General features: G+C 62.8%; 23 protein-coding genes. 18 read left to right on the plus strand and 5 right to left on the minus strand.

Annotated elements, in window-relative coordinates; all coding sequences use genetic code 11:
* Positions 1 to 110: 110 nt before the first annotated feature.
* Genes AC1DN9_RS21930 through AC1DN9_RS21950 form a run of 5 tightly spaced genes read left to right on the plus strand, consistent with a single transcriptional unit; the run spans position 111 to position 4,304 of the window.
* Positions 111 to 1,277, plus strand: coding sequence for an MlaE family ABC transporter permease (locus AC1DN9_RS21930; protein ID WP_478103668.1), 1,167 nt, complete (start codon positions 111 to 113; stop codon positions 1,275 to 1,277).
* Positions 1,277 to 2,131: an ABC transporter ATP-binding protein gene (locus tag AC1DN9_RS21935; RefSeq protein ID WP_478103670.1), complete on the plus strand. Its 855-nt coding sequence runs from the start codon at positions 1,277 to 1,279 to the stop codon at positions 2,129 to 2,131. Before AC1DN9_RS21930 ends, AC1DN9_RS21935 begins: the two co-directional genes overlap by 1 nt.
* 5 nt (positions 2,132 to 2,136) lie before the next feature.
* On the plus strand, positions 2,137 to 3,123 hold the full coding sequence (locus AC1DN9_RS21940; protein WP_478103671.1) for an MlaD family protein: 987 nt from the start codon (positions 2,137 to 2,139) through the stop codon (positions 3,121 to 3,123).
* 16 nt (positions 3,124 to 3,139) lie between these two features.
* Positions 3,140 to 3,820, plus strand: coding sequence for an ABC-type transport auxiliary lipoprotein family protein (locus AC1DN9_RS21945; protein WP_478103672.1), 681 nt, complete (start codon positions 3,140 to 3,142; stop codon positions 3,818 to 3,820).
* 19 nt (positions 3,821 to 3,839) lie between these two features.
* The gene (locus AC1DN9_RS21950) at positions 3,840 to 4,304 is read left to right on the plus strand and encodes a metallophosphoesterase family protein (RefSeq protein ID WP_478103673.1); all 465 of its coding nucleotides are present in this window, start codon (positions 3,840 to 3,842) and stop codon (positions 4,302 to 4,304) included.
* 9 nt (positions 4,305 to 4,313) lie between these two features.
* On the opposite strand, the gene AC1DN9_RS21955 is transcribed toward AC1DN9_RS21950, so the two are convergent.
* Together AC1DN9_RS21955 and AC1DN9_RS21960 are read right to left on the minus strand one after the other, a co-directional pair.
* The gene (locus tag AC1DN9_RS21955) at positions 4,314 to 4,970 is read right to left on the minus strand and encodes a MarC family protein (protein ID WP_478103675.1); all 657 of its coding nucleotides are present in this window, start codon (positions 4,968 to 4,970) and stop codon (positions 4,314 to 4,316) included.
* Entirely contained in the window at positions 4,971 to 5,717 is a 747-nt protein-coding gene (locus AC1DN9_RS21960) for an SDR family oxidoreductase (protein WP_478103676.1), read from the minus strand.
* A gap of 72 nt (positions 5,718 to 5,789) precedes the next feature.
* Here AC1DN9_RS21960 and AC1DN9_RS21965 point away from each other — a divergent pair, with 72 nt between their 5' ends.
* Together AC1DN9_RS21965 and AC1DN9_RS21970 are read left to right on the plus strand one after the other, a co-directional pair.
* Positions 5,790 to 6,389 (plus strand): DsbA family protein, encoded by a 600-nt coding sequence (locus AC1DN9_RS21965; RefSeq protein ID WP_478103677.1) that lies wholly within the window; start codon positions 5,790 to 5,792, stop codon positions 6,387 to 6,389.
* A 23-nt stretch (positions 6,390 to 6,412) separates the two neighbouring features.
* Complete coding sequence (locus tag AC1DN9_RS21970) at positions 6,413 to 7,099, plus strand: dienelactone hydrolase family protein (protein WP_478103679.1); 687 nt, start codon at positions 6,413 to 6,415, stop codon at positions 7,097 to 7,099.
* Between the two features lie 17 nt (positions 7,100 to 7,116).
* Here AC1DN9_RS21970 and AC1DN9_RS21975 read toward each other — a convergent pair whose 3' ends face one another.
* Complete coding sequence (locus AC1DN9_RS21975; protein WP_478103680.1) at positions 7,117 to 8,070, minus strand: LysR family transcriptional regulator; 954 nt, start codon at positions 8,068 to 8,070, stop codon at positions 7,117 to 7,119.
* Positions 8,071 to 8,183: 113 nt separating this feature from the next.
* On the opposite strand from AC1DN9_RS21975, the gene AC1DN9_RS21980 reads away from it, so the two are divergent.
* Complete coding sequence (locus AC1DN9_RS21980) at positions 8,184 to 8,534, plus strand: alpha/beta hydrolase (protein ID WP_478103681.1); 351 nt, start codon at positions 8,184 to 8,186, stop codon at positions 8,532 to 8,534.
* Between the two features lie 52 nt (positions 8,535 to 8,586).
* The gene (locus AC1DN9_RS21985; protein ID WP_478103682.1) at positions 8,587 to 9,114 is read left to right on the plus strand and encodes a hypothetical protein; all 528 of its coding nucleotides are present in this window, start codon (positions 8,587 to 8,589) and stop codon (positions 9,112 to 9,114) included.
* 74 nt (positions 9,115 to 9,188) lie between these two features.
* Here AC1DN9_RS21985 and AC1DN9_RS21990 read toward each other — a convergent pair whose 3' ends face one another.
* Together AC1DN9_RS21990 and hemB are read right to left on the minus strand one after the other, a co-directional pair.
* Positions 9,189 to 10,331: a magnesium transporter CorA family protein gene (locus AC1DN9_RS21990; protein ID WP_478103684.1), complete on the minus strand. Its 1,143-nt coding sequence runs from the start codon at positions 10,329 to 10,331 to the stop codon at positions 9,189 to 9,191.
* 25 nt (positions 10,332 to 10,356) lie between these two features.
* Positions 10,357 to 11,361 carry a porphobilinogen synthase gene (hemB, locus tag AC1DN9_RS21995; RefSeq protein ID WP_478103685.1) on the minus strand — a complete coding sequence of 335 codons (1,005 nt, stop codon included), beginning with the start codon at positions 11,359 to 11,361 and terminating at the stop codon, positions 10,357 to 10,359.
* 335 nt (positions 11,362 to 11,696) lie between these two features.
* Between hemB and AC1DN9_RS22000 the strand changes: the two genes are divergently transcribed.
* The 9 genes from AC1DN9_RS22000 to AC1DN9_RS22040 form a co-directional block, all read left to right on the plus strand.
* Entirely contained in the window at positions 11,697 to 12,125 is a 429-nt protein-coding gene (locus tag AC1DN9_RS22000) for a CopD family protein (protein WP_478103699.1), read from the plus strand.
* Positions 12,126 to 12,130: 5 nt separating this feature from the next.
* On the plus strand, positions 12,131 to 13,246 hold the full coding sequence (locus AC1DN9_RS22005) for a VanZ family protein (protein ID WP_478103686.1): 1,116 nt from the start codon (positions 12,131 to 12,133) through the stop codon (positions 13,244 to 13,246).
* Positions 13,247 to 13,305: 59 nt separating this feature from the next.
* Entirely contained in the window at positions 13,306 to 13,659 is a 354-nt protein-coding gene (locus tag AC1DN9_RS22010) for a (2Fe-2S) ferredoxin domain-containing protein (RefSeq protein WP_478103688.1), read from the plus strand.
* 9 nt (positions 13,660 to 13,668) lie between these two features.
* Positions 13,669 to 14,304, plus strand: coding sequence for an alpha/beta hydrolase (locus AC1DN9_RS22015; protein ID WP_478103689.1), 636 nt, complete (start codon positions 13,669 to 13,671; stop codon positions 14,302 to 14,304).
* A gap of 23 nt (positions 14,305 to 14,327) precedes the next feature.
* A complete protein-coding gene (locus tag AC1DN9_RS22020) occupies positions 14,328 to 15,497 on the plus strand; it encodes a D-alanyl-D-alanine carboxypeptidase family protein (RefSeq protein WP_478103690.1) in 1,170 nt (389 codons plus the stop codon).
* Between the two features lie 194 nt (positions 15,498 to 15,691).
* Positions 15,692 to 16,069 (plus strand): 30S ribosomal protein S12, encoded by a 378-nt coding sequence (rpsL, locus tag AC1DN9_RS22025; RefSeq protein ID WP_028249584.1) that lies wholly within the window; start codon positions 15,692 to 15,694, stop codon positions 16,067 to 16,069.
* Positions 16,070 to 16,212: 143 nt separating this feature from the next.
* Entirely contained in the window at positions 16,213 to 16,686 is a 474-nt protein-coding gene (gene rpsG, locus AC1DN9_RS22030) for a 30S ribosomal protein S7 (RefSeq protein ID WP_077002363.1), read from the plus strand.
* Between the two features lie 85 nt (positions 16,687 to 16,771).
* A complete protein-coding gene (gene fusA, locus AC1DN9_RS22035; RefSeq protein WP_478103692.1) occupies positions 16,772 to 18,874 on the plus strand; it encodes an elongation factor G in 2,103 nt (700 codons plus the stop codon).
* A gap of 116 nt (positions 18,875 to 18,990) precedes the next feature.
* Positions 18,991 to 19,134: GTP-binding protein (locus AC1DN9_RS22040; RefSeq protein WP_341888899.1), on the plus strand; the 144-nt coding region annotated here is incomplete at its 3' end.

Consider the following 19,134-nt stretch of genomic DNA (forward strand, 5'->3'; position numbering starts at 1 on the left):
GCGCAATGCGCGACCTCCCGCGTCGATGCGCGTTGGCCCCGAGGCTTGGCGCAGACGTACACGGTTACGATGCTGCGTTGTCCGTCCCTACCGTCCCTGTCCACCACAACATGCCCTCCGAGTCCCTGTCGCCCGCCGCAGCGCAAGATGCCGAGAGCATCCGGCCGCGCGTCGAGGAGCGCCAGCAGGACGGCGGCAACTGGGCCATCGCCAGCGGACGCTGGACGGCGCTCGCCATGTCGTCGCGGCGGACCTGGGACGCGCTGTCCAGCAATCTCGCCGGCTTGCCAGCGAGCGACGACAGATCATGGGATCTGCGACCCATCGAACAGCTCGACCACATCGGCGCCCAATTGCTCTGGAACCATTGGCGGCAGGCATGGCCGGCCAACGTCGAGATGGACTCGCAGCACAAGGCCGTGCTGGACCAGGTCGCCTTGTACACATGCAGCGCGCCGACCGAACCAAGGCTGAAGCCGGCCGACCGATTCAAGGCCTTTGCGCACAACGGTCCCCGCATGATGTTCGTGGCGCGCGATTTCCTGCGCCTCATCGGGCAGCTGACGCTCGACATCGGCAAGCTGATCCGCGCACCGCACCGTGGCCCCTGGCGCGATTTCTCGGGGCAGATCTATCAGTTCGGCACGACGGCATTGCCCATCACCGCGCTGGTGGGCCTGCTGATCGGCGTGGTGCTGGCGTACCTGACATCCCAGCAATTGCGGCAATACGGGGCGGAGACCTTCATCGTCAACATCCTCGGCTTGTCCTTGATTCGTGAACTCGGGCCCGTGCTGGCTGCAGTGCTGATCGCCGGTCGTTCCGGCTCGGCCATCACCGCGCAGATCGGCGTCATGCGAGTGACCGAAGAACTCGACGCCATGCGCGTGATGGGCATTCCGCACGGCTTCAGGCTCGTGATGCCCCGCGTGTTGGCGCTGGCGATCGCGATGCCGCTCATCAGCATGTGGACGTCGATGGCGGCGCTGTTCGGCGGCATGATCGCTGCCGATCTCTCGCTCGACATCTCGCCGGCGTATTTCATGTCGGCGCTGCCGCGCGCGGTGCCGATGTCGAACCTCTGGCTGGCGATGTCCAAGTCGGCGGTGTTCGGCATCCTCATCGCGCTGATCGGCTGCTATTTCGGGATGAAAGTGAAGCCCAACACGGAGAGCCTCGGCCGAGGCACCACGTCTTCGGTGGTGACGTCCATCACCGTCGTGATCCTTGTCGACGCGTTGTTCGCCGTGCTTTTCAAAGGCGTGGGGTTCCGCTGATGACTGACGCTTCGACCAGCAACGCATCGTCTGTGGTGGAAATCCGCAAGCTCTGGACCGTGTTCAAGTCTCCGGAAGGCGAACAGGTTGTGCACCGCGATCTCGATCTCACGATCATGCGCGGAGAGGTCCTGTCGCTCGTGGGCGGATCAGGCACCGGCAAGACAGTACTGCTGCGCCAGATTCTCGGGCTCGAGCATCCGACGAAGGGAGAGGTCACCGTGCTTGGCCGGCCGCCGGGGCAACTCGGCGCGAAGGGCGCCGCCAACGTCGGCATGCTGTTCCAGCACGGGGCGCTGTTCTCTGCATTCAGCGTTCTCGACAACATCGCGTTCCCGCTTCGTGAACTGAAGTTGCTGCCCCACGATCTCATCCGCGATGCCGCGTTGGTCAAGATGCAGATGGTCGGCCTGGATCCGAAGCACGCCTCCAAGAGCCCCTCCGATCTGTCGGGCGGGATGATCAAGCGGGTGGCGCTGGCGCGCGCGCTGATCATGGATCCGCCGCTGCTGCTTCTCGACGAACCCACGGCCGGCCTGGACCCCGAGGGTGCCGACGGCTTCTGCGATTTGCTGCTCGGCCTGCATCGCGAACTTGGACTCACGGTGGTGATGGTCACGCACGATCTCGACACGCTCTTCGAGTTGAGCACGCGCATTGCGGTGCTGGCGGACCAGAAGGTCATTGTCGCGGGTACGGCGCGCGACGTGATCGCCTACCCGCATCCGTTCATCCACGAATATTTTCTCGGCGGCCGTGGCCAGCGCGCGATGGAAGCGCTGCATGACCACTCCGCGCCGGTGCCGCTCACGGGCTGGCACGGCGCAGGGCCGGCCCCAACCATCGAAAGGTAGCTGCCATGGAAAACAAGGCCCATGCCCTCGCCGCCGGCGCCTTTGTGCTCGGCCTGGTCGCCGTGCTCGTCGCATTGGTGGTCTGGCTCACGCGCGATGAAACTGTGCGCAACATCTACGAACTGTCGACGCGCGATGCCGTCAGCGGTCTGCAGCCACAGGCGATGGTGCGCTACCGCGGCATCGCTGTCGGCAAGGTCGCATCGATCGACTTCGACCCGAAGGTCAAGGGCAATGTGCGCGTGCGCATCACCGTCGACGAACGCGTGCCGCTGACGACCTCGACCTTTGCCACCCTGAGCTACCAGGGCGTGACCGGGCTGGCTTTCATTGCGCTCGACGACAAGGGCGAGTCCCAGGTGGCTCTGGTGCCAGACAACGACAACCCGCCGCGCATCCCGCTCAAGCCGTCATTGCTCGCGCAGTTGCAGGATCGTGGCGAAGCGATCGTCGGCAAGGTCGAGGAAGCCACGAGCCGCATCAACACGCTGCTTGGCAACGAGAACCAGAAGCGCATCGCGGATGCACTGGAAAGCATCTCGCTGGCCGCGGCCAGTGCCAACCAGCTCACTCGCTCGCTGGACAACACGGTGAAGACGGGCCTGAACCCCGCGCTGAAGGCGCTGCCGCCGTTGGTGGATCGGACCAAGGACACCATGGTCTCGGTCAAGACTGCGGCGGGCGATGTTTCGCGCGTGGCCAAGAATCTCAATACCACCGTAGGCCGCCTCAATGCGGTGGACGGCCCGATCGATCGACTGGGGGACGGCACCAAAGCCTTGTCGCAGGCCGTAGATTCTTTCAACAATGCCACCCTGCCGCGGGTGAATCGCGTGGCCGACGACACTTCGCGCGCTGTGCGCCGCCTCGGACGCGCGGCCGACAACATCAACGACAACCCGCAGTCGCTGCTGTTCGGCAGTGGCGGCGTGGTCGCTGGACCGGGCGAGCCCGGCTTCACTTCGCCGTCTGCCTCCTCCGCTCGTCCTTGAAATCATCATCATGACCATGCACGACGCTTTGAAGAACGCCGCAGCCGGAGCCGGGCGGATTCGCCTGTTGGCCATGGGTGGCCTTGCAGCCATGCTGTTGATGGCGGGTTGCGGCGCGTTGCCCGACAAGCCCGTTCGCTCGACGCTCTATGACTTCGGTCCCGGGCCCGTGATGGCGACCTCCACGCCTGCCGCCGCCGCGCCATCGCTGCCGCCGATCGCGCTGGCCGATATCGACGCCACCTCCCGCCTCGATGGCAACCAGATCGTCTACCGTCTCGGCTATGCCGATGCGAACGAAGTGCGGCCCTACGGTCAATCGCGTTGGAGCCAGCCGCCGGCCCAGTTGCTGCGCCAGCGTCTGCGCGAGGCGCTGGCCCAGAGCCGGACGGTGCTCGGCCCGGAGGAGAGCGCCGCGATCGCCCGCGCCCAAGGCCGGGTGCCCGACACGCTGCGCGTCTCGCTGGAGGAGTTCAGCCACTTCTTCGAATCGCCGGACAAGAGCGTCGGCCTGGTTCGCGTGAATGCCACCCTCATTCGGAGCAATCCTGGCGGGGATCGTGTCCTCGCGCAGCGCAGTTTCACGGCGCAGAGACCCGCACCGAGCAACGACGCGCCGGGTGGCGTGAAAGCGCTGGCCGCCGCCAGCGATGCCGTGGTCGCCGATCTGGTCGCCTGGGTGGGGCAGGCGCGCTGACGTTCGCCGAGGCGGCCACATGCAACGCATCGGCCTCATCTCAGACACGCACGGTCTGCTCAGGCCTGAAGCGCTGGCGTTCCTGCGCGGCTGCGATCACATCGTCCACGGAGGCGATATCGGTGAACAAAGAATCCTCGATGAGTTGACCGCCATTGCGCCGGTGACCGCGGTACGCGGCAACAATGACGTGGCGTTCTGGGCGCAGGACGTGCCGGATACGGCGTTGATCGAACTCGGCGGCGTGCGGCTCTATGCCATCCACGATCTGGCGCAGTTGGACATCGATCCAGTCGCTGCCGGCGTGCGCGTCATCGTGTCCGGCCATTCGCACCGGCCGGTTGCGCAGGAGAGGGACGGCGTCCTCTACATCAATCCTGGCAGTGCCGGACCGAGGCGATTCAAGCTGCCGATTTCCGCAGCCGAACTTCTGCTGGAGGGCGGCGCAGTCACTCCGCGAATCGTCGAATTGCTGGAGAGGTAACGCGACGGGTCAAAGCGTCCGACGAAGCACCGGGAAAAGCGTGCTGAGTCCCACCGACATGACTTCGACTGCAAGCGCCGCGAGGATCAGGCCCATCAAACGTGTCATCACGTTGATGCCGGTCTTGCCGAGCACGCGCGCGATCGGCTCTGCGAGCGAGAAAGTGACGCCGGTCGCGACGCCGACCACCACGCCATAGCCGACCAGGATCGCAAGCTCCCAGACGTGCTGTGCTCTTTCGGCAAAGATGACCACCGTCGACATCGTCGCGGGCCCGGTCAGGAGCGGGATGGTCAGCGGCACCACCGCGATCGAGGCGCCCAGTGAGGCTTTCACCTCGGCCGCACGGATCTCTTCGGAATTGGACTTCGATTCAGCCGGCTGGGCGTTGAGCATGCTCAGCGAACTCATCAGCAGCAACATGCCCCCGCCAACCTGGAAGCTCGCGATCGAGATGCCGAAGAACGAAAGCAGCTGCAGCCCCAGCAGTGCGCTGACTGCGATCACCACGAAAGCACTGAAGGCCGACACCCAGGCCGTGCGCCTGCGCTGGAGCTCGGTGCAGCCTTGCGTGTAGTGAATGAAGAACGGCACGATCGCCAGAGGATTCACGATGGCAAGCAGCGTGATCAGCGGCTTGACGAGGTCCATCGTCGGGCTGGCCATCTAGCGTCCACCCGTTACGTCAAGGAATGTCGCTGTGACGTAGCTCGCCTCCGCTGAAAGCAGCCACACGATTCCGTTGGCGACTTCTTCCGCGCTGCCGGTGCGCTTCATGGGCACGGTCGGCGCGAGTTGCGCGGCGCGATCGGGAAGTCCGCCGGATGCATGGATCTCGGTGTCGATCAGCCCCGGGCGCACGGCATTGACGCGAATGCCCTCGTCAGCGACTTCCTTGGCCAAACCGACGGTGAAGCTGTCGATCGCACCCTTGCTCGCGGCATAGTCGACGTACTGTCCCGGCGACCCAAGCCGCGCCGCGGCGCTGGAGAGATTGACGATGGCGCCGCCGCTCCCGCCGTACCGGGTGCTCATGCGCCTGACGGCCTCGCGCGCGCAGATGAAGCTGCCGATCACGTTGATGCGCAGCATGCGCTCGAGGCGCTCGACCGACATCTCGTCGACCCGCGCCTGCACGTCGACCACGCCGGCGTTGTTGACCAGCGCGGTGAGGCTGCCGAGCTTGGCGTCGACCTTCTCGAACATTGCGCGTACCTGTGCTTCATCGCCGACATCAGCCTGCACAGTGATCGCCGTCCCGCCGCCGGCGCGGATGGCGCGCACCACCTCGTCGGCAGCCAGCGAGTTGCGGGTGTAGTTGACTGCGACCGCGTAGCCGCGCTGTGCCGCCAGCAAGGCTGTCGCGGCACCGATCCCGCGGCTGCCGCCGGTGATCAGGAGCACTTGGTTCAAATCCCACCTCCTGCACGGAAGCCGTGCGTCAGTTAAAAACGTCCGCACGGATTACACACCGAGGAGACCCCCGTGAGCCGCAGCATCGACTACTACTTCACGCCGCAAAGCCCCTGGACCTACCTTGGGCATGCGCGATTTGCCGCCATCGCGAAGTCCTGCAACGCCGATGTGCGCGTTCGACCCATTGACGTTGGCGCCGTTTTTCCGGTTTCCGGCGGCCTGCCGCTCGGCAAGCGCGCGCCCCAGCGGCAAGCCTATCGGCTGGTCGAACTGGCGCGCTTTTCGCGCCATCTCGACATTCCGCTGAACGTCAAGCCGAAGTTCTTTCCGGTCGCCAGCGATGATGCGGCGCGGCTCATCATCGCGGTCGACCTCCATGACGGCACCGAAGTCGCCTTGAAGCTCTGCAGTGCGGTGTTCGCCGCCGTGTGGGTGCAGGAGCGCAACATCGCCGATCCCAAGGTGCTGGAAGCGCTGGTTGCAGAATGCGGGCTCTCGCCGCGACGGGTCGAGCAGTCGCTCAGCCAGGCGGTGCAGGAACGCTACGAGGACTACACGCAGCAGGCCATCGATGCCAAGGTGTTCGGCGCCCCGAGCTACGTGATCGACGGCGAAATCTTCTGGGGCCAGGATCGCCTGGATTTCGTCGAGCGCGCACTGAGCCAATAACCATCAACCAAAGGAGCATGACCATGGGTCAATTCATCGAACTCACCGCCAAAGACGGCTTCAAATTTCCCGCGTACGTCGCGGAGCCGTCTGGCAAGCCGAAGGGCGCCGTGGTGGTCGTTCAGGAAATCTTCGGCGTCAATTCGCACGTCCGTTCGGTGGCGGACGGCTATGCGGCCGACGGCTATCTCGCCGTCGCGCCGGCAACCTTCCACCGTGTGAAGCAGGGCGTGGAGCTTGGTTACACCGAAGACGACATGAAGGCCGGCTTCGCGCTGAAGACGGCGGTCGAAGCGCTGCCGGCACCCGGCGTGCTGCAGGATCTGCAGGCGGCCGTCGACTACGCAGCCAAGGCCGGCAAGGTCGGCATCGTGGGTTATTGCTGGGGCGGGCTGCTGACGTGGCGCGCCGCCGCGAGGGTGTCCGGCCTCGCTGCCGCGGCGCCTTACTACGGCGGCGGCATGACGACGCCGGAGGAGACCGCGCTCCAGCCGAAGGTGCCGGTGCTCGTGCACTTCGGCAACAACGACCATTGGATTCCGCTCGACACTGTCGAGACCTTCAAGAAGGCACATCCCGAGGTCGAGGTCCATGTCTACGAATGCGGCCACGGGTTCAATTGCGACCAGCGCGGCTCCTACGACGCCGAAGCTGCCAAGCTTGCACGGCAGCGCACGATCGCCTTCTTTGGCAAGCATCTCGCTGCCTGACCAGGCAGGATCGAGGCTCAGTGCGGCAACTTCGCCGCACCGCGGCCGCGGGGGGCAATGCGCCTCGCCGGCTCGATCGGCGGCTCTGACTTCCGTATCCGCATCTCCAGAAAGTCGAGCAACGCGCGCAGCGCGGCACTGTTGTGGCGACGCTGCGTATAAGCCGCATACAGCCAGAGATCGGTGGGCATGTATTCCTTCAGAACCGGCACGAGCGCACCGCGCTCGATGTGCGGCTGAGCCATCGACATCGGAACGCATACGGCGCCGAGTCCGGTGAGCGCGATGGCGGTCAGCATGGCGGTGTCGTTGGCATCCATCCGGCTGGTCACGGGCACACTGTAGGGTTTGCCATCGACTTCGAACGGCAGGCTCGGCGTGCTGCCCAAAAGCGAGTAGGTCAGGACGTCGTGCCTGCGCATGTCGTCAGGCTTCCTGGGCAGGCCGCGCTTGGCCCAATAGCTTGGCGTGGCGCAGAGCGCCAGATCCATCATCCGCAATCGCCGAACAATCAGGTTTTCGTCGCGGATGCGCCCCAGGCGCAGCGCAATGTCCACACCTTCCTCGACCAGGTCGATGACGCGGTTGCTCATGTGCAGGCTGACGTGCACATCCGGGTAGATCGCCATGAACTCGCCGAGGATGTCGGGAAACGTACTCTGCGCAAGGCCCTGAGGCGCGGTGATCCGCAACCGTCCCCGCGGGTGCCCTGCATGCTCCTGCAGTTCGCTCTGCGTGAGCTCGATCATCTCCATCAGCGGCGTACTGCGTTCGAGCAGGAGGTGGCCGGCGTCGGTCAGGCTGACCGAGCGTGTCGAGCGATTGAGCAGTCGCACGCCGAAGCGCTCTTCAAGATGCGCAACGTATTTGCTGACGTTGGCCTTCGACATGCCGAGCGCGGTCGCCGCGCGGGAAAAGCTGCCTCGCGAGGCCACTTCGCGAAAAGTTCTGAGCAAGTCAAGACCGTCCATTCGAATCTCATTGTTTCTGATTGATGAACACCGCGGTTCATTTTCATAGGGTTTATACCTATGAATTCGCCTTATGCTCCATCCCCACAGAACAACCATGAAGGACCATTGAAATGAACGCCTCGAAGATCATCGCCGCAGCCGCTCTCTCGATTCTCGCCGCCGCTGGCGCGCAAGCCGAAACCTACGAAGGCGTGCACGCCCCCGTGTCGGCCAACAGCCGCGCCGACGTGAATGCGCAAGCCGTGGCCGCAGCCCGCGGCGACAACCCGTACGCTGAAGCTTCCTCGTCGCGCGCTGCGCCCGCCCTGACCGCTTCAGCCGACCGCTCGGTCATTCGCGCTCAAGCTGTTGCCACCGCCCACGAGGCGAACCAGAACCTGGATCGCAAGGCCTTCGTGAACAGCGTGATCCCGTCGCAGTACAAGATCGTGCGTCCGGTGACGCAACAAGCCGGCCTCTGATTCTGGCCGCCAGGGAGGCCGGGTCGCGCAAGAGCGCGCCCCGGCCTTTTTCATGAGCCTCGGCACTTCGCCGGGTTATTGTTTCGATCCAGGAAACGCGGTGTCTCTTTTCTCAGTGTTTTCCCCAGGGTGTTTCACCGGAAACTTCGGCGCACAGGCCAGCGACAGCGAGCCTGGTTCAAAAAAACTCCGACGAATCAAAGGAACTGAAATGAAGACCTCGTACATCCTCGCCGCTGCCGCACTCTCGATCCTCGCCGCTGCCGGCGCTCAGGCCGAAACGTACCAAGGCGTGCAAACCAACATCTCGGCCAAGAGCCGCGACGAAGTCGGCGCTGAAGCCGTTCGCACTGCTGCCGCCGCTGACCAGAACATCCCGCGCGGTTCGCGTGGCGCCGAGCCGTTCAAGGCAGTCGCCGATTCGGCAACGGTGCGCGCACAAGCCGTCGCCACCGCGAGCGCTCCGGACCAGAACGTGTCGGCTGGTTCGCGCGTCAACAGCCGCGTGATCTCGACGATGAACAATCCCGCTGAAACACGCGTTCAGGCACAGAAGGAAGGCGCGGCGACGGCCAAATAATCTGGCTGTCTGCTAAGCAGGCCAAACGAAAGCCGGACGGCGCGTGAGCGCTGTCCGGCTTTTTCAATGGGCGGTTATCGCGTGCGCGCAAGGTAGCGCTTGCGCCAGAACACGACGACCAGTGCCACCGCGATCAGGCCCATGGATGCCATGGCGATCCAGAACCCGTCGGCCTTGTGAACGAGCGGAATGAACTCAAAGTTCATTCCAAAGATACCGGCGATGAGATTGAGCGGCAGGAAAACCGCCGTCAGTACTGTGAGGACACGCATGATGTCGTTCGCGCGGTGGCTCTGAACGCTGAAATGCATCTGCACGGCCGTCTCGGCGTTCTGCTCTAGGCGACGGACGTGGTGGACCACACGCTCGATGTGTTCGAGCACGTCGCGGCTGCGGATCATGACGAGTTCGCGCTCGCGCTGTTCCGAGGTGCCCGTCGATGCCGGCAGGGTTTCGAGGGCGTCGATCCAATCCTGGATGCAGGCGCGCTGGTCTTCACAGATTTCGTCCAGATGATGCAGTGACTGCCGCGCGTCCATCAACGCGCTCCAGTTCGTGAAGCGGCTCTTTGGATCGATCAATTCGGACTGCCAATGGTCCAACTGCCGGGTCAATTCGCGCCGAAGGTCCAGGTAAGCATCGACGATCTGATTGATGACGCGAAGCATCAGGTCCGCAGGGCTCGCCGGAATGCGCGCGGAGACCGCCCGAACGTCCAATGCGGGAACCGCGACGCGGCCGTTGTCGTCTGGCGAGGCCGCCGACAACAGCTTGGAGCAAAAGGCGTCGCGGATCGCCGCGTCCTCAGGGTGAACGGACAGCAGGGCGCGATCGAACACGGCAAAGCCCACGGGCCGGGTGTCTACGCGCCGCAGAACGGTCGGGCCGCCTCGCGATAGCGTGGGTTCGCCGCCTTTTGGCGCCGGATCGTTGCCATTGGAGGCCGCAAGCCTGCGAAACACCAGGAGGTCGTACAGCGACGTGTAGTCGTAGCGCGAAGGAAGCTGGTCGTTGAGCAGGTCACTCACATGGAGATCAACAAGGTGCGTGTTGCAGAGCGCTTGCAGGACGTCCTGCACTTGTCGCAGCGAGGCGCGAAACTCGTCCCGAGTCAACGACAGCCACACGTAGCCTTGCTCGGATGCGCCCGGCGCGGCCATCGGCGCAAGCGCGTCGTGTTCGCTGATTTGCGTGCCGTTGATTTTGAAGATGCGCATCTGGGGCGGCTGTTTGGGTTGCTTCTCAACCCTGCTTCAGCAGCCGTGCGGCATCGAGCGCGAAGTAAGTGAGTACACCGTCGGCGCCGGCCCGCTTGAAGGCGAGCAGGCTCTCGAGCATCACGCCGTCGTGGTCGAGCCAGCCGTTCTGCGTCGCCGCCTTGAGCATCGCGTACTCGCCGCTGACTTGATAGGCGAATGTCGGCACGTGGAACTCGTCCTTCACGCGCCGCACGATATCGAGGTAGGGCATGCCGGGCTTGACCATCACCATGTCGGCGCCTTCGGCGATGTCGATGGCGACTTCGCGCAGCGCTTCGTCGCTATTGCCCGGGTCCATCTGATAGACCTTCTTGTTGCTCTTGCCGAGGTTGGCGGCCGAGCCGACTGCATCCCGGAAGGGCCCGTAGAAGGCGCTCGCGTACTTTGCGCTGTAGGCCATGATCCGCGTGTGAATGTCGCCTCGCGATTCGAGCGCATTGCGGATCGCGCCGATCCGGCCGTCCATCATGTCGCTCGGCGCCACAATGTCCACGCCGGACTGGGACTGAGTGAGTGCCTGCTTGACCAAGACTTCCACGGTGGGATCGTTGAGGATGTAGCCGGTGTCGTCGAGCAGGCCGTCCTGTCCGTGGCTGGTGTAGGGGTCGAGCGCGACGTCGGTCATGACGCCCAGTTCGGGAAACCTCGACTTGAGCGCGGCCACCACGCGCGGAATCAGCCCATCGGGATTGCACGCCTCGTCGCCCGCTGGGGTTTTCAAGCTCGCGTCGATGACCGGGAAGAGGGCCATCACCGGGATACCGAGCGTGACGCATTCTTCGGCGACTGGCAGCAAGGCGTCCAAGGTCAGACGTTCCACGCCCGGCATCGAGGGAACCGGGTCTCGACGCTTCTCTCCTTCTTGCACGAAAACGGGATAAATAAGGTCGTATGGCGAGAGCATGTGCTCACGTACCAGATTGCGGGTAAAGGCATCGCGACGAAGACGGCGCGGACGGCCGGCGGGAAATGGGGCGTGGGGAGTCATGTCGAAAATTGTGCCCCAAGACACCGAAATAGCCTTTCGGCACCTCTACGTAGGCCTTCCAAAACGAAAACGAGCCAAAACTGACTCTTCATGTTGCGTTTCCAGACCGAAAGGTCAAAAAAAGTCACCGCCGGCTTGATAGGTTGTTTTGCCTTTGTTAAATTCTGTCTTGGGCGGCTTGCCGCTCCCCGCTTTTCCTCCCTGAGCGGGTGCCTTGATGTGTGACAGCAAAAGGGCTTCCCAGCCCGGCGTTTTTGGCGCCGGGCTTTTTTTTGCCCGAAATTCGGATGAGTTCGCCCGGGACTATTCGGAGTGCGCCACTACACTGCGGCACCATGCTCTGGGTCAAATCGCTGCACATCGTGTTCATTACCAGTTGGTTTGCGGGGCTGTTCTATCTGCCGCGAATCTTCGTCAATCTGGCAATGACCGCCCCGGAGTCTGTCGCCGAGCGTGCGCGACTTTTGTTGATGGCGCGCAAGCTTTTCCGCTTCACCACCTTCCTTGCCATTCCGGCGGTGGGGTTTGGTGCATGGCTATGGCTCGGTTACGGCATCGGCCGGGGGCCGGGCAACGGTTGGATGCATGCGAAGCTTGCGCTGGTGCTCCTCGTCATCGGCTATCACCACGGCTGCGGCGTGCTCTTGCGCCGCTTTGTCGCGGGCGACGACAGGCGCAGCCACCGCTGGTACCGGTGGTTCAATGAACTACCGGTTGTCCTTTTGCTCGGAATCGTGGTGCTGGTCGTCGTCAAACCCTTCTGAGCGCTGTGGCAACGCAGCACAAGTCCGTCGCGCTTCCGCTGACATTGGCGTATGCGGTTCTCATCGTCTACGCGAGTCTTTACCCTTTCGCGGAGTGGCGCGACCAGGGGATCGCACCCTGGGCCTACCTCGCCGCGCCGTGGCCGAGATACTGGACGGCTTTCGACCTCGGGATCAACGTTGTCGGTTACTTGCCGTTCGGCTTCCTGGCCGCGATTGCCATTCTGCGCACACGGCCCGCAACGGGTGGCGTCCGGGCCGTGCTTCGCGCCACGGCTGCCGGAGCGGCGATTTCCTTCGCGATGGAGACTTTGCAAAGCTATCTGCCGGCGCGCATTCCCTCCAATGTCGACTTGGGCCTGAACACTGTCGGAGCGCTGATTGGCGCAGTGCTCGCGGCGGCGTTCGAGCACTTCGGCGTGGTGGCGCACTGGCATCGAACCCGTTCCAACTGGTTTGTGGAGGAGTCTCGCGGAGGACTTGTCCTGCTCGCGCTTTGGCCGCCGGCGTTGCTGTTTCCGGCCGCAGTCACCTTCGGGCTCGGGCAAGTGTTCGAGCGCCTCGAAAACGCGATCTCGGAATGGCTGGTCGACACGCCATTCATCGATTGGTTGCCCGTTCGCCAGTTCGAACTCGAGCCGTTGGTGCCAGGCGTCGAGATGCTGTGCGTCATGCTGGGTGCATTGGTGCCCTGCCTGCTCGGCTTTCTGGTCACGCGCTCCATCGTGCGGCGTGCAATCCTGCTACCGCTGACGCTTTTGGTCGGCATCGCGACGACGGCGTTGTCGGCTGCGTTGAGTTATGGCCCGACGCATGCCTGGGCCTGGCTGGGTCTTCCCGTCCAGATCGGCATCGCGGCAGCACTGTTCGTTGGCGTCCTCCTCATGCCTTCGCAGCGACGTTTGTGTGCGGCACTCCTGCTCGTTGCGCTGGTGGTGCATCTGAGTCTGCTGAATCAGGCCCCGGAAAGCGCCTACTTTGCCCAGACGCTCGCAACCTGGGAGCAGGGGCGATTCATCCGATTCCATGGACTGGCCCAATGGCTGGGATGGATCTGGCCATTCGGCACGATCGGCTATGTACTGGTGGTGTTGTCGAGTCGCTCCCGTGGCGCCACCTGACGCAACCGATGTTGCCCGCGTGTATGCATCGCGACTGCGGCGCTCCCTAAAATGACACGATGTCCAGCCCAAGCACCCCCGATTCGAAGAGTTACTACGGCCGCCACATTTTCTTCTGCCTGAATGAACGCAAGAACGGCGAAGACTCATGCTCCAAGCACAACGCGCAGGAGGGCTTCGATCGCTGCAAATCGCGCGTCAAGGAGGCGGGGCTGGCCGGGCCGGGCAAGGTTCGCGTCAACAAGGCCGGTTGTCTGGACCGGTGCGCGGGCGGCCCGGTCGCCGTGGTTTATCCGGAAGCTGTCTGGTACACCTTCGTCGACAAGGACGATGTCGACGAAATCGTCGAATCGCACCTGAAGAACGGCGAGGTGGTCGAGCGCCTGCTGCTCCCGCCCGATGTAGGACGCTGAGCGTCAATCATGAATTCACACACGGAAAAACTTCAGATCAAAGGCGCTGCCGGCGCCATCGAAGTGCTGCGTGATCCAGCGGCCGAAGGATCCCCGCCGCTTGGTGTGGCGGTCATCGCGCATCCGCATCCGCTATTCGGCGGCACGATGGACAACAAGGTGGTCCAGACGCTCGCTCGCGCCTTCGTCGCCTGCGGGTGGACCGCTGTGCGATTCAACTTCCGCGGCGTCGGCGCCAGCGAGGGTGTCCACGATGAGGGGCGCGGCGAATGCGAGGACATGCTCTCCGTGATCGAGCAATTGGCGCCCGATGGACCTTTGGCCGTTGCTGGCTTCTCATTCGGTGCCTTTGTTGCGAGTCACGCCATCGAACGGCTCTCGGCATCTCGGGATATTCGGCAGATTGTCCTCGTCGGTACCGCTGCAGCGCGCTTTTCGGTTGCGAACTTGCCATCATCGGATTGGCATGAACGCGCGCTCGTCGTTCACGGTGAGCAGGATGACACCGTGCCGCTCTCGGCGGTCATGGACTGGGCGCGGCCCCAGTCACTTCCCGTCACAGTCGTTCCCGGAGGCGGACATTTCTTTCACGGACAATTGCCGCTGCTCAAGAATCTTGTCGCCCGCCACCTCCGCGCGGGCTAGCCTTCTCCGGTCTTTGCATCCCCATGAATCGTTTGACTAAGGCGCTGCGCGCGTTCGCAGTAGCTGCTGCCGCTTCCCTTTGTCTCACAGTTGGTGCGCAAGTGCCCGCACCCCCAGAGGTGGCTGCGCGCAGCTTCTTGTTGCTCGACGTAACGGCCAACCAGATGTTGGCGCAAAAGGACATCGATAGCCCGGTCGAGCCGGCTTCGCTCACCAAGCTGATGTCGGCGTACCTCGTCTTCGACGCACTGAAGGCCAAGAAGATCACCCTTGAACAGACCTTGCCGGTCAGCACGCGTGCGTGGAAGATGCCTGGGTCGCGGATGTTCATCGATCCGAAGATGCAAGTGCCGGTCGAAGACCTGATCAAGGGTTTGATCGTGCAGTCGGGTAACGACGCCACCATCGTGCTGGCCGAAGCGGTGGGCGGAACCGTCGAGCATTTCGTGGAACTCATGAACGAGCAGGCCAAGGCGCTCGGTCTCAAGAACACCACCTACAAGAATCCCGAAGGGCTCCCCGCACCCGGGCACACGACCACGGCGCGTGATCTCAGCATCCTGGCGACTCGGCTGATGCGTGACTTCCCGGAGTACATGCATTACTACTCGATCAAGAAATATCGCTTTCCCGGGACGCCGTCGACCAACGACACCAATCGCAACCTGCTTCTGTTCCGCGACCCGACGGTCGACGGTCTCAAGACGGGCCATACGGACGCCGCCGGCTATTGCATGATCGTGACGGCCAAGCGCGACTTTCCAAATCTCAGCGGCGGGCGACGCTTGATTTCAATCGTGCTTGGGGCTTCCAGCGAGAACGCACGCGCCAACGAATCGCAGAAGCTTCTGAACTGGGGCTACACAGCCTTTGACGCAGTGCGCCTGTTCGACGCTAATCAGCCGGTGGCCACCCCGGCAGTCTGGAAGGGCAAGGAAAACACCGTCAAGCTCGGGCGGCCCGAAGCCATCGTGGTTGCGGTGCCCACGGGATCCGCAAGCAAGATCAAAACGCAAGTCGCGCGCCCGGACCCCTTGGTTGCTCCCTTCTCGAAGTACCAGCCGATCGGCTCGCTGAAGATTACGCTGGCAGACCAGCCAGTGGCCGAAGTGCCGCTGGTTGCGCTCGACGCCGTAGAGCAGGCGGGTGTCCTTGGCCGCGCCTGGGACGCCATCCGTCTCTGGATTAAGTAGTTTGATCGGTCGCCTCAGTATGGGGCGACGCCTCGCGATCAGTCGAAATTGCGGCGGGCCTGCCGCACTGCTATACTCGCGGGCTTTTCGGAAAAATCCGAAGGGTTTCACGTTTTCGTTATTTCCCGGCCTCCTCGCACCATGTCACGTCATGAAGAGGATTCCGGCCGGGGTGTTTTGGGACTTATTCATTCATGCCAACCATCAATCAACTGGTGCGTCAGGGTCGCGAGGTCGAGAAGATCAAGTCGAAGAGCCCTGCCATGCAGAACTCGCCGCAACGTCGTGGCGTCTGCACCCGGGTCTACACCACGACCCCGAAAAAGCCGAACTCGGCGCTGCGTAAGGTCGCCAAGGTGCGCCTGACCAACGGCTTCGAAGTCATTTCCTACATCGGCGGCGAAGGCCACAATCTCCAGGAACACAGCGTTGTGCTCGTTCGTGGTGGTCGTGTGAAGGATCTGCCTGGTGTTCGCTATCACATCGTGCGCGGTTCGCTGGACCTGCAGGGCGTGAAGGATCGCAAGCAGTCGCGCTCCAAGTACGGCGCAAAGCGTCCCAAGAAGGCATAAGGCTTTCTGTTGTTCAACGGTGTTCGATTGCCTTGGCGGGCAAATCGAGCGAAGTGACCCGCTGTTGGGTCGAGTAAGTGAGAGTTCTTGTTGGCTCTCGCGGTGTCGGAAACGGCGCCAACTGAAGCAAAGAGGTTAGAAAAATGCCACGTCGTCGCGAAGTCCCCAAACGTGAAATCCTGCCGGATCCCAAGTACGGCAATGTCGAGCTGTCGAAGTTCATGAACGTGATCATGGAAGGCGGCAAGAAAGCGGTCGCAGAGCGCATCATCTATGGTGCCCTGGATCAGATCGAGAAGAAGAACCCGGGCAAGGACCCGCTGGAGGCCTTCACGATCGCCATCAACAATGTGAAGCCGATGGTCGAAGTGAAGTCGCGCCGTGTTGGTGGCGCGAACTACCAGGTGCCTGTGGAAGTGCGCCCTGTTCGCCGTCTGGCGCTCTCGATGCGCTGGATCAAGGAAGCCGCACGCAAGCGCGGCGAAAAGTCGATGGCCCTGCGTCTGGCCAACGAACTCATGGAGGCCACCGAAGGCCGTGGCGGCGCCATGAAGAAGCGTGACGAAGTGCACCGCATGGCTGAGGCCAACAAGGCCTTCAGCCACTTCCGCTTCTAAAGAATCGTCCCCCAAATCAGGCTGGCTGGAAGCCCGACCCACTGAACGCAGTGGGCGGGCTTTCATCCGTTAACGGAGTAATTTCATGTCACGCAAGACCCCCATCGAGCGCTACCGCAACATCGGTATTTCCGCGCACATCGACGCCGGCAAGACCACCACGACCGAGCGCATTCTTTTCTACACGGGCGTCACCCACAAACTGGGCGAGGTTCATGATGGTGCGGCGACCACCGACTGGATGGAGCAAGAGCAGGAGCGCGGCATCACAATCACGTCCGCCGCTGTGACCTGCTTCTGGAAGGGCATGGATCGCTCCTTCCCCGAGCACCGCATCAACATCATCGACACCCCGGGCCACGTGGATTTCACGATCGAAGTGGAGCGTTCCATGCGCGTGCTCGATGGCGCCGTGATGGTGTATGACTCGGTCGGCGGCGTGCAGCCCCAGTCTGAAACGGTTTGGCGCCAGGCCAACAAGTACAAGGTGCCGCGTCTCGCGTTCGTGAACAAGATGGACCGTATCGGCGCCAACTTCTTCCGCGTCCGTCAGATGATGGTTGACCGCCTGCGTGCCAACCCCGTGCCGATCGTGATCCCGATCGGTGCCGAAGACAAGTTCCAGGGAGTCGTTGATCTGCGCAAGATGAAGGCCATCTTCTGGGATGAGGCCTCGCAGGGCATGAAGTTCGAGTTCCGGGAGATTCCCGCCGAGTTGCTGGAGTCGGCCAAGGAGTGGCGCGAGAAGATGGTCGAGAGCGCGGCCGAGGCGTCCGAGGAACTCATGAACAAGTACCTCGAGGAGGGTGACCTCAGCGAGGATGACATCACGCTGGGCCTGCGTACGCGGACCATTGCCGGCGAGATTCAGCCGATGCTCTGCGGCAGCGCCTTCAAGAACAAGGGTGTGCAGCGCATGCTCGATGCCGTGATCGAACTCATGCCCTCGCCGATGGATATTCCGCCTGTCGGAGGCACCGACGAGGACGAAAAGGAAGTGAACCGCAAGCCGGATGACGGCGAAAAGTTCTCTGCCTTGGCATTCAAGCTGATGACCGATCCGTACGTGGGCCAGCTCACGTTTGTGCGCGTCTACTCCGGCGTCCTGAGCAAGGGCGACACGGTCTACAACCCGGTCAAGGGCAAGAAGGAGCGCATCGGCCGTATCGTGCAGATGCATGCCAACGAACGTCTCGAGATCGAAGAAATTCGCGCTGGCGACATCGCTGCTTGCGTGGGCCTGAAGGACGTGACCACGGGCGAAACCCTGTGCGATCCCGATTCCGTCATCACCCTGGAGCGCATGGAGTTCCCCGAGCCCGTGATCTCGCAGGCCGTGGAACCGAAGACCAAGGCGGACCAGGAAAAGATGGGCATCGCGCTGCAGCGCCTGGCATCGGAAGATCCGTCTTTTCGCGTGCGTACTGACGAAGAGTCCGGTCAGACCATCATTTCGGGCATGGGCGAACTCCACCTCGAAATCATCGTGGACCGCATGAAGCGCGAGTTCGGCGTTGAAGCCAACGTTGGCAAGCCGCAGGTTGCCTACCGTGAAACCATTCGCAAGACTGTTGAAGACGCCGAAGGCAAGTTCGTCCGTCAGTCGGGCGGCAAGGGCCAGTATGGTCACGTCGTGCTCAAGCTCGAGCCGAACGAAGCCGGCAAGGGTTTCGAATTCGTCGATGCAATCAAGGGCGGCGTGGTGCCGCGCGAATACATCCCCGCAGTCGAGAAGGGCGTCATCGAGGCGCTGACGCAAGGCGTGTTGGCGGGCTACCCGGTGGTCGATGTCAAGGTTACGCTGCATTTCGGCTCGTACCATGACGTGGACTCGAACGAAATGGCGTTCAAGATGGCTGCGATCTTCGGCTTCAAGGAAGGTGCTCGCAAGGCAAGTCCTGTGATTCTTGAGCCGATGATGGCAGTGGAAGTTGAGACGCCCGAGGACTATGCCGGTAACGTGATGGGTGACCTGTCCTCCCGTCGTGGCATGGTACAGGGCATGGACGACATGGTCGGCGGCGGCAAGGTTATCAAGGCCGAAGTCCCGTTGTCGGAGATGTTCGGCTACTCGACCACGCTGCGTTCGGCTACCCAAGGGCGAGCAACTTACACGATGGAGTTCAAGCACTACGCCGAAGCTCCTCGCAATGTTGCCGAAGCGATCGTCGCTTCGCGCGCCAAGTAAACCCCACTCACAGATCTGTCTGCGACTGTGTGCCCCTCGTTGCCCGTGGCGGGGGACTCAGCAATATGGTGCAGACGTTAAACACCACACGGGCGCTGCTCTTTCAAGGATAGAAAATGGCAAAAGGAAAATTCACCCGCACGAAGCCGCACGTGAACGTGGGCACGATTGGTCACGTTGACCATGGCAAGACGACTCTGACGGCGGCGATTGCGACGGTGCTGTCGGCGAAGTTCGGCGGCGAAGCGAAGGCCTACGAC

This window comes from Variovorax sp. 05L425 (assembly GCF_056397705.1).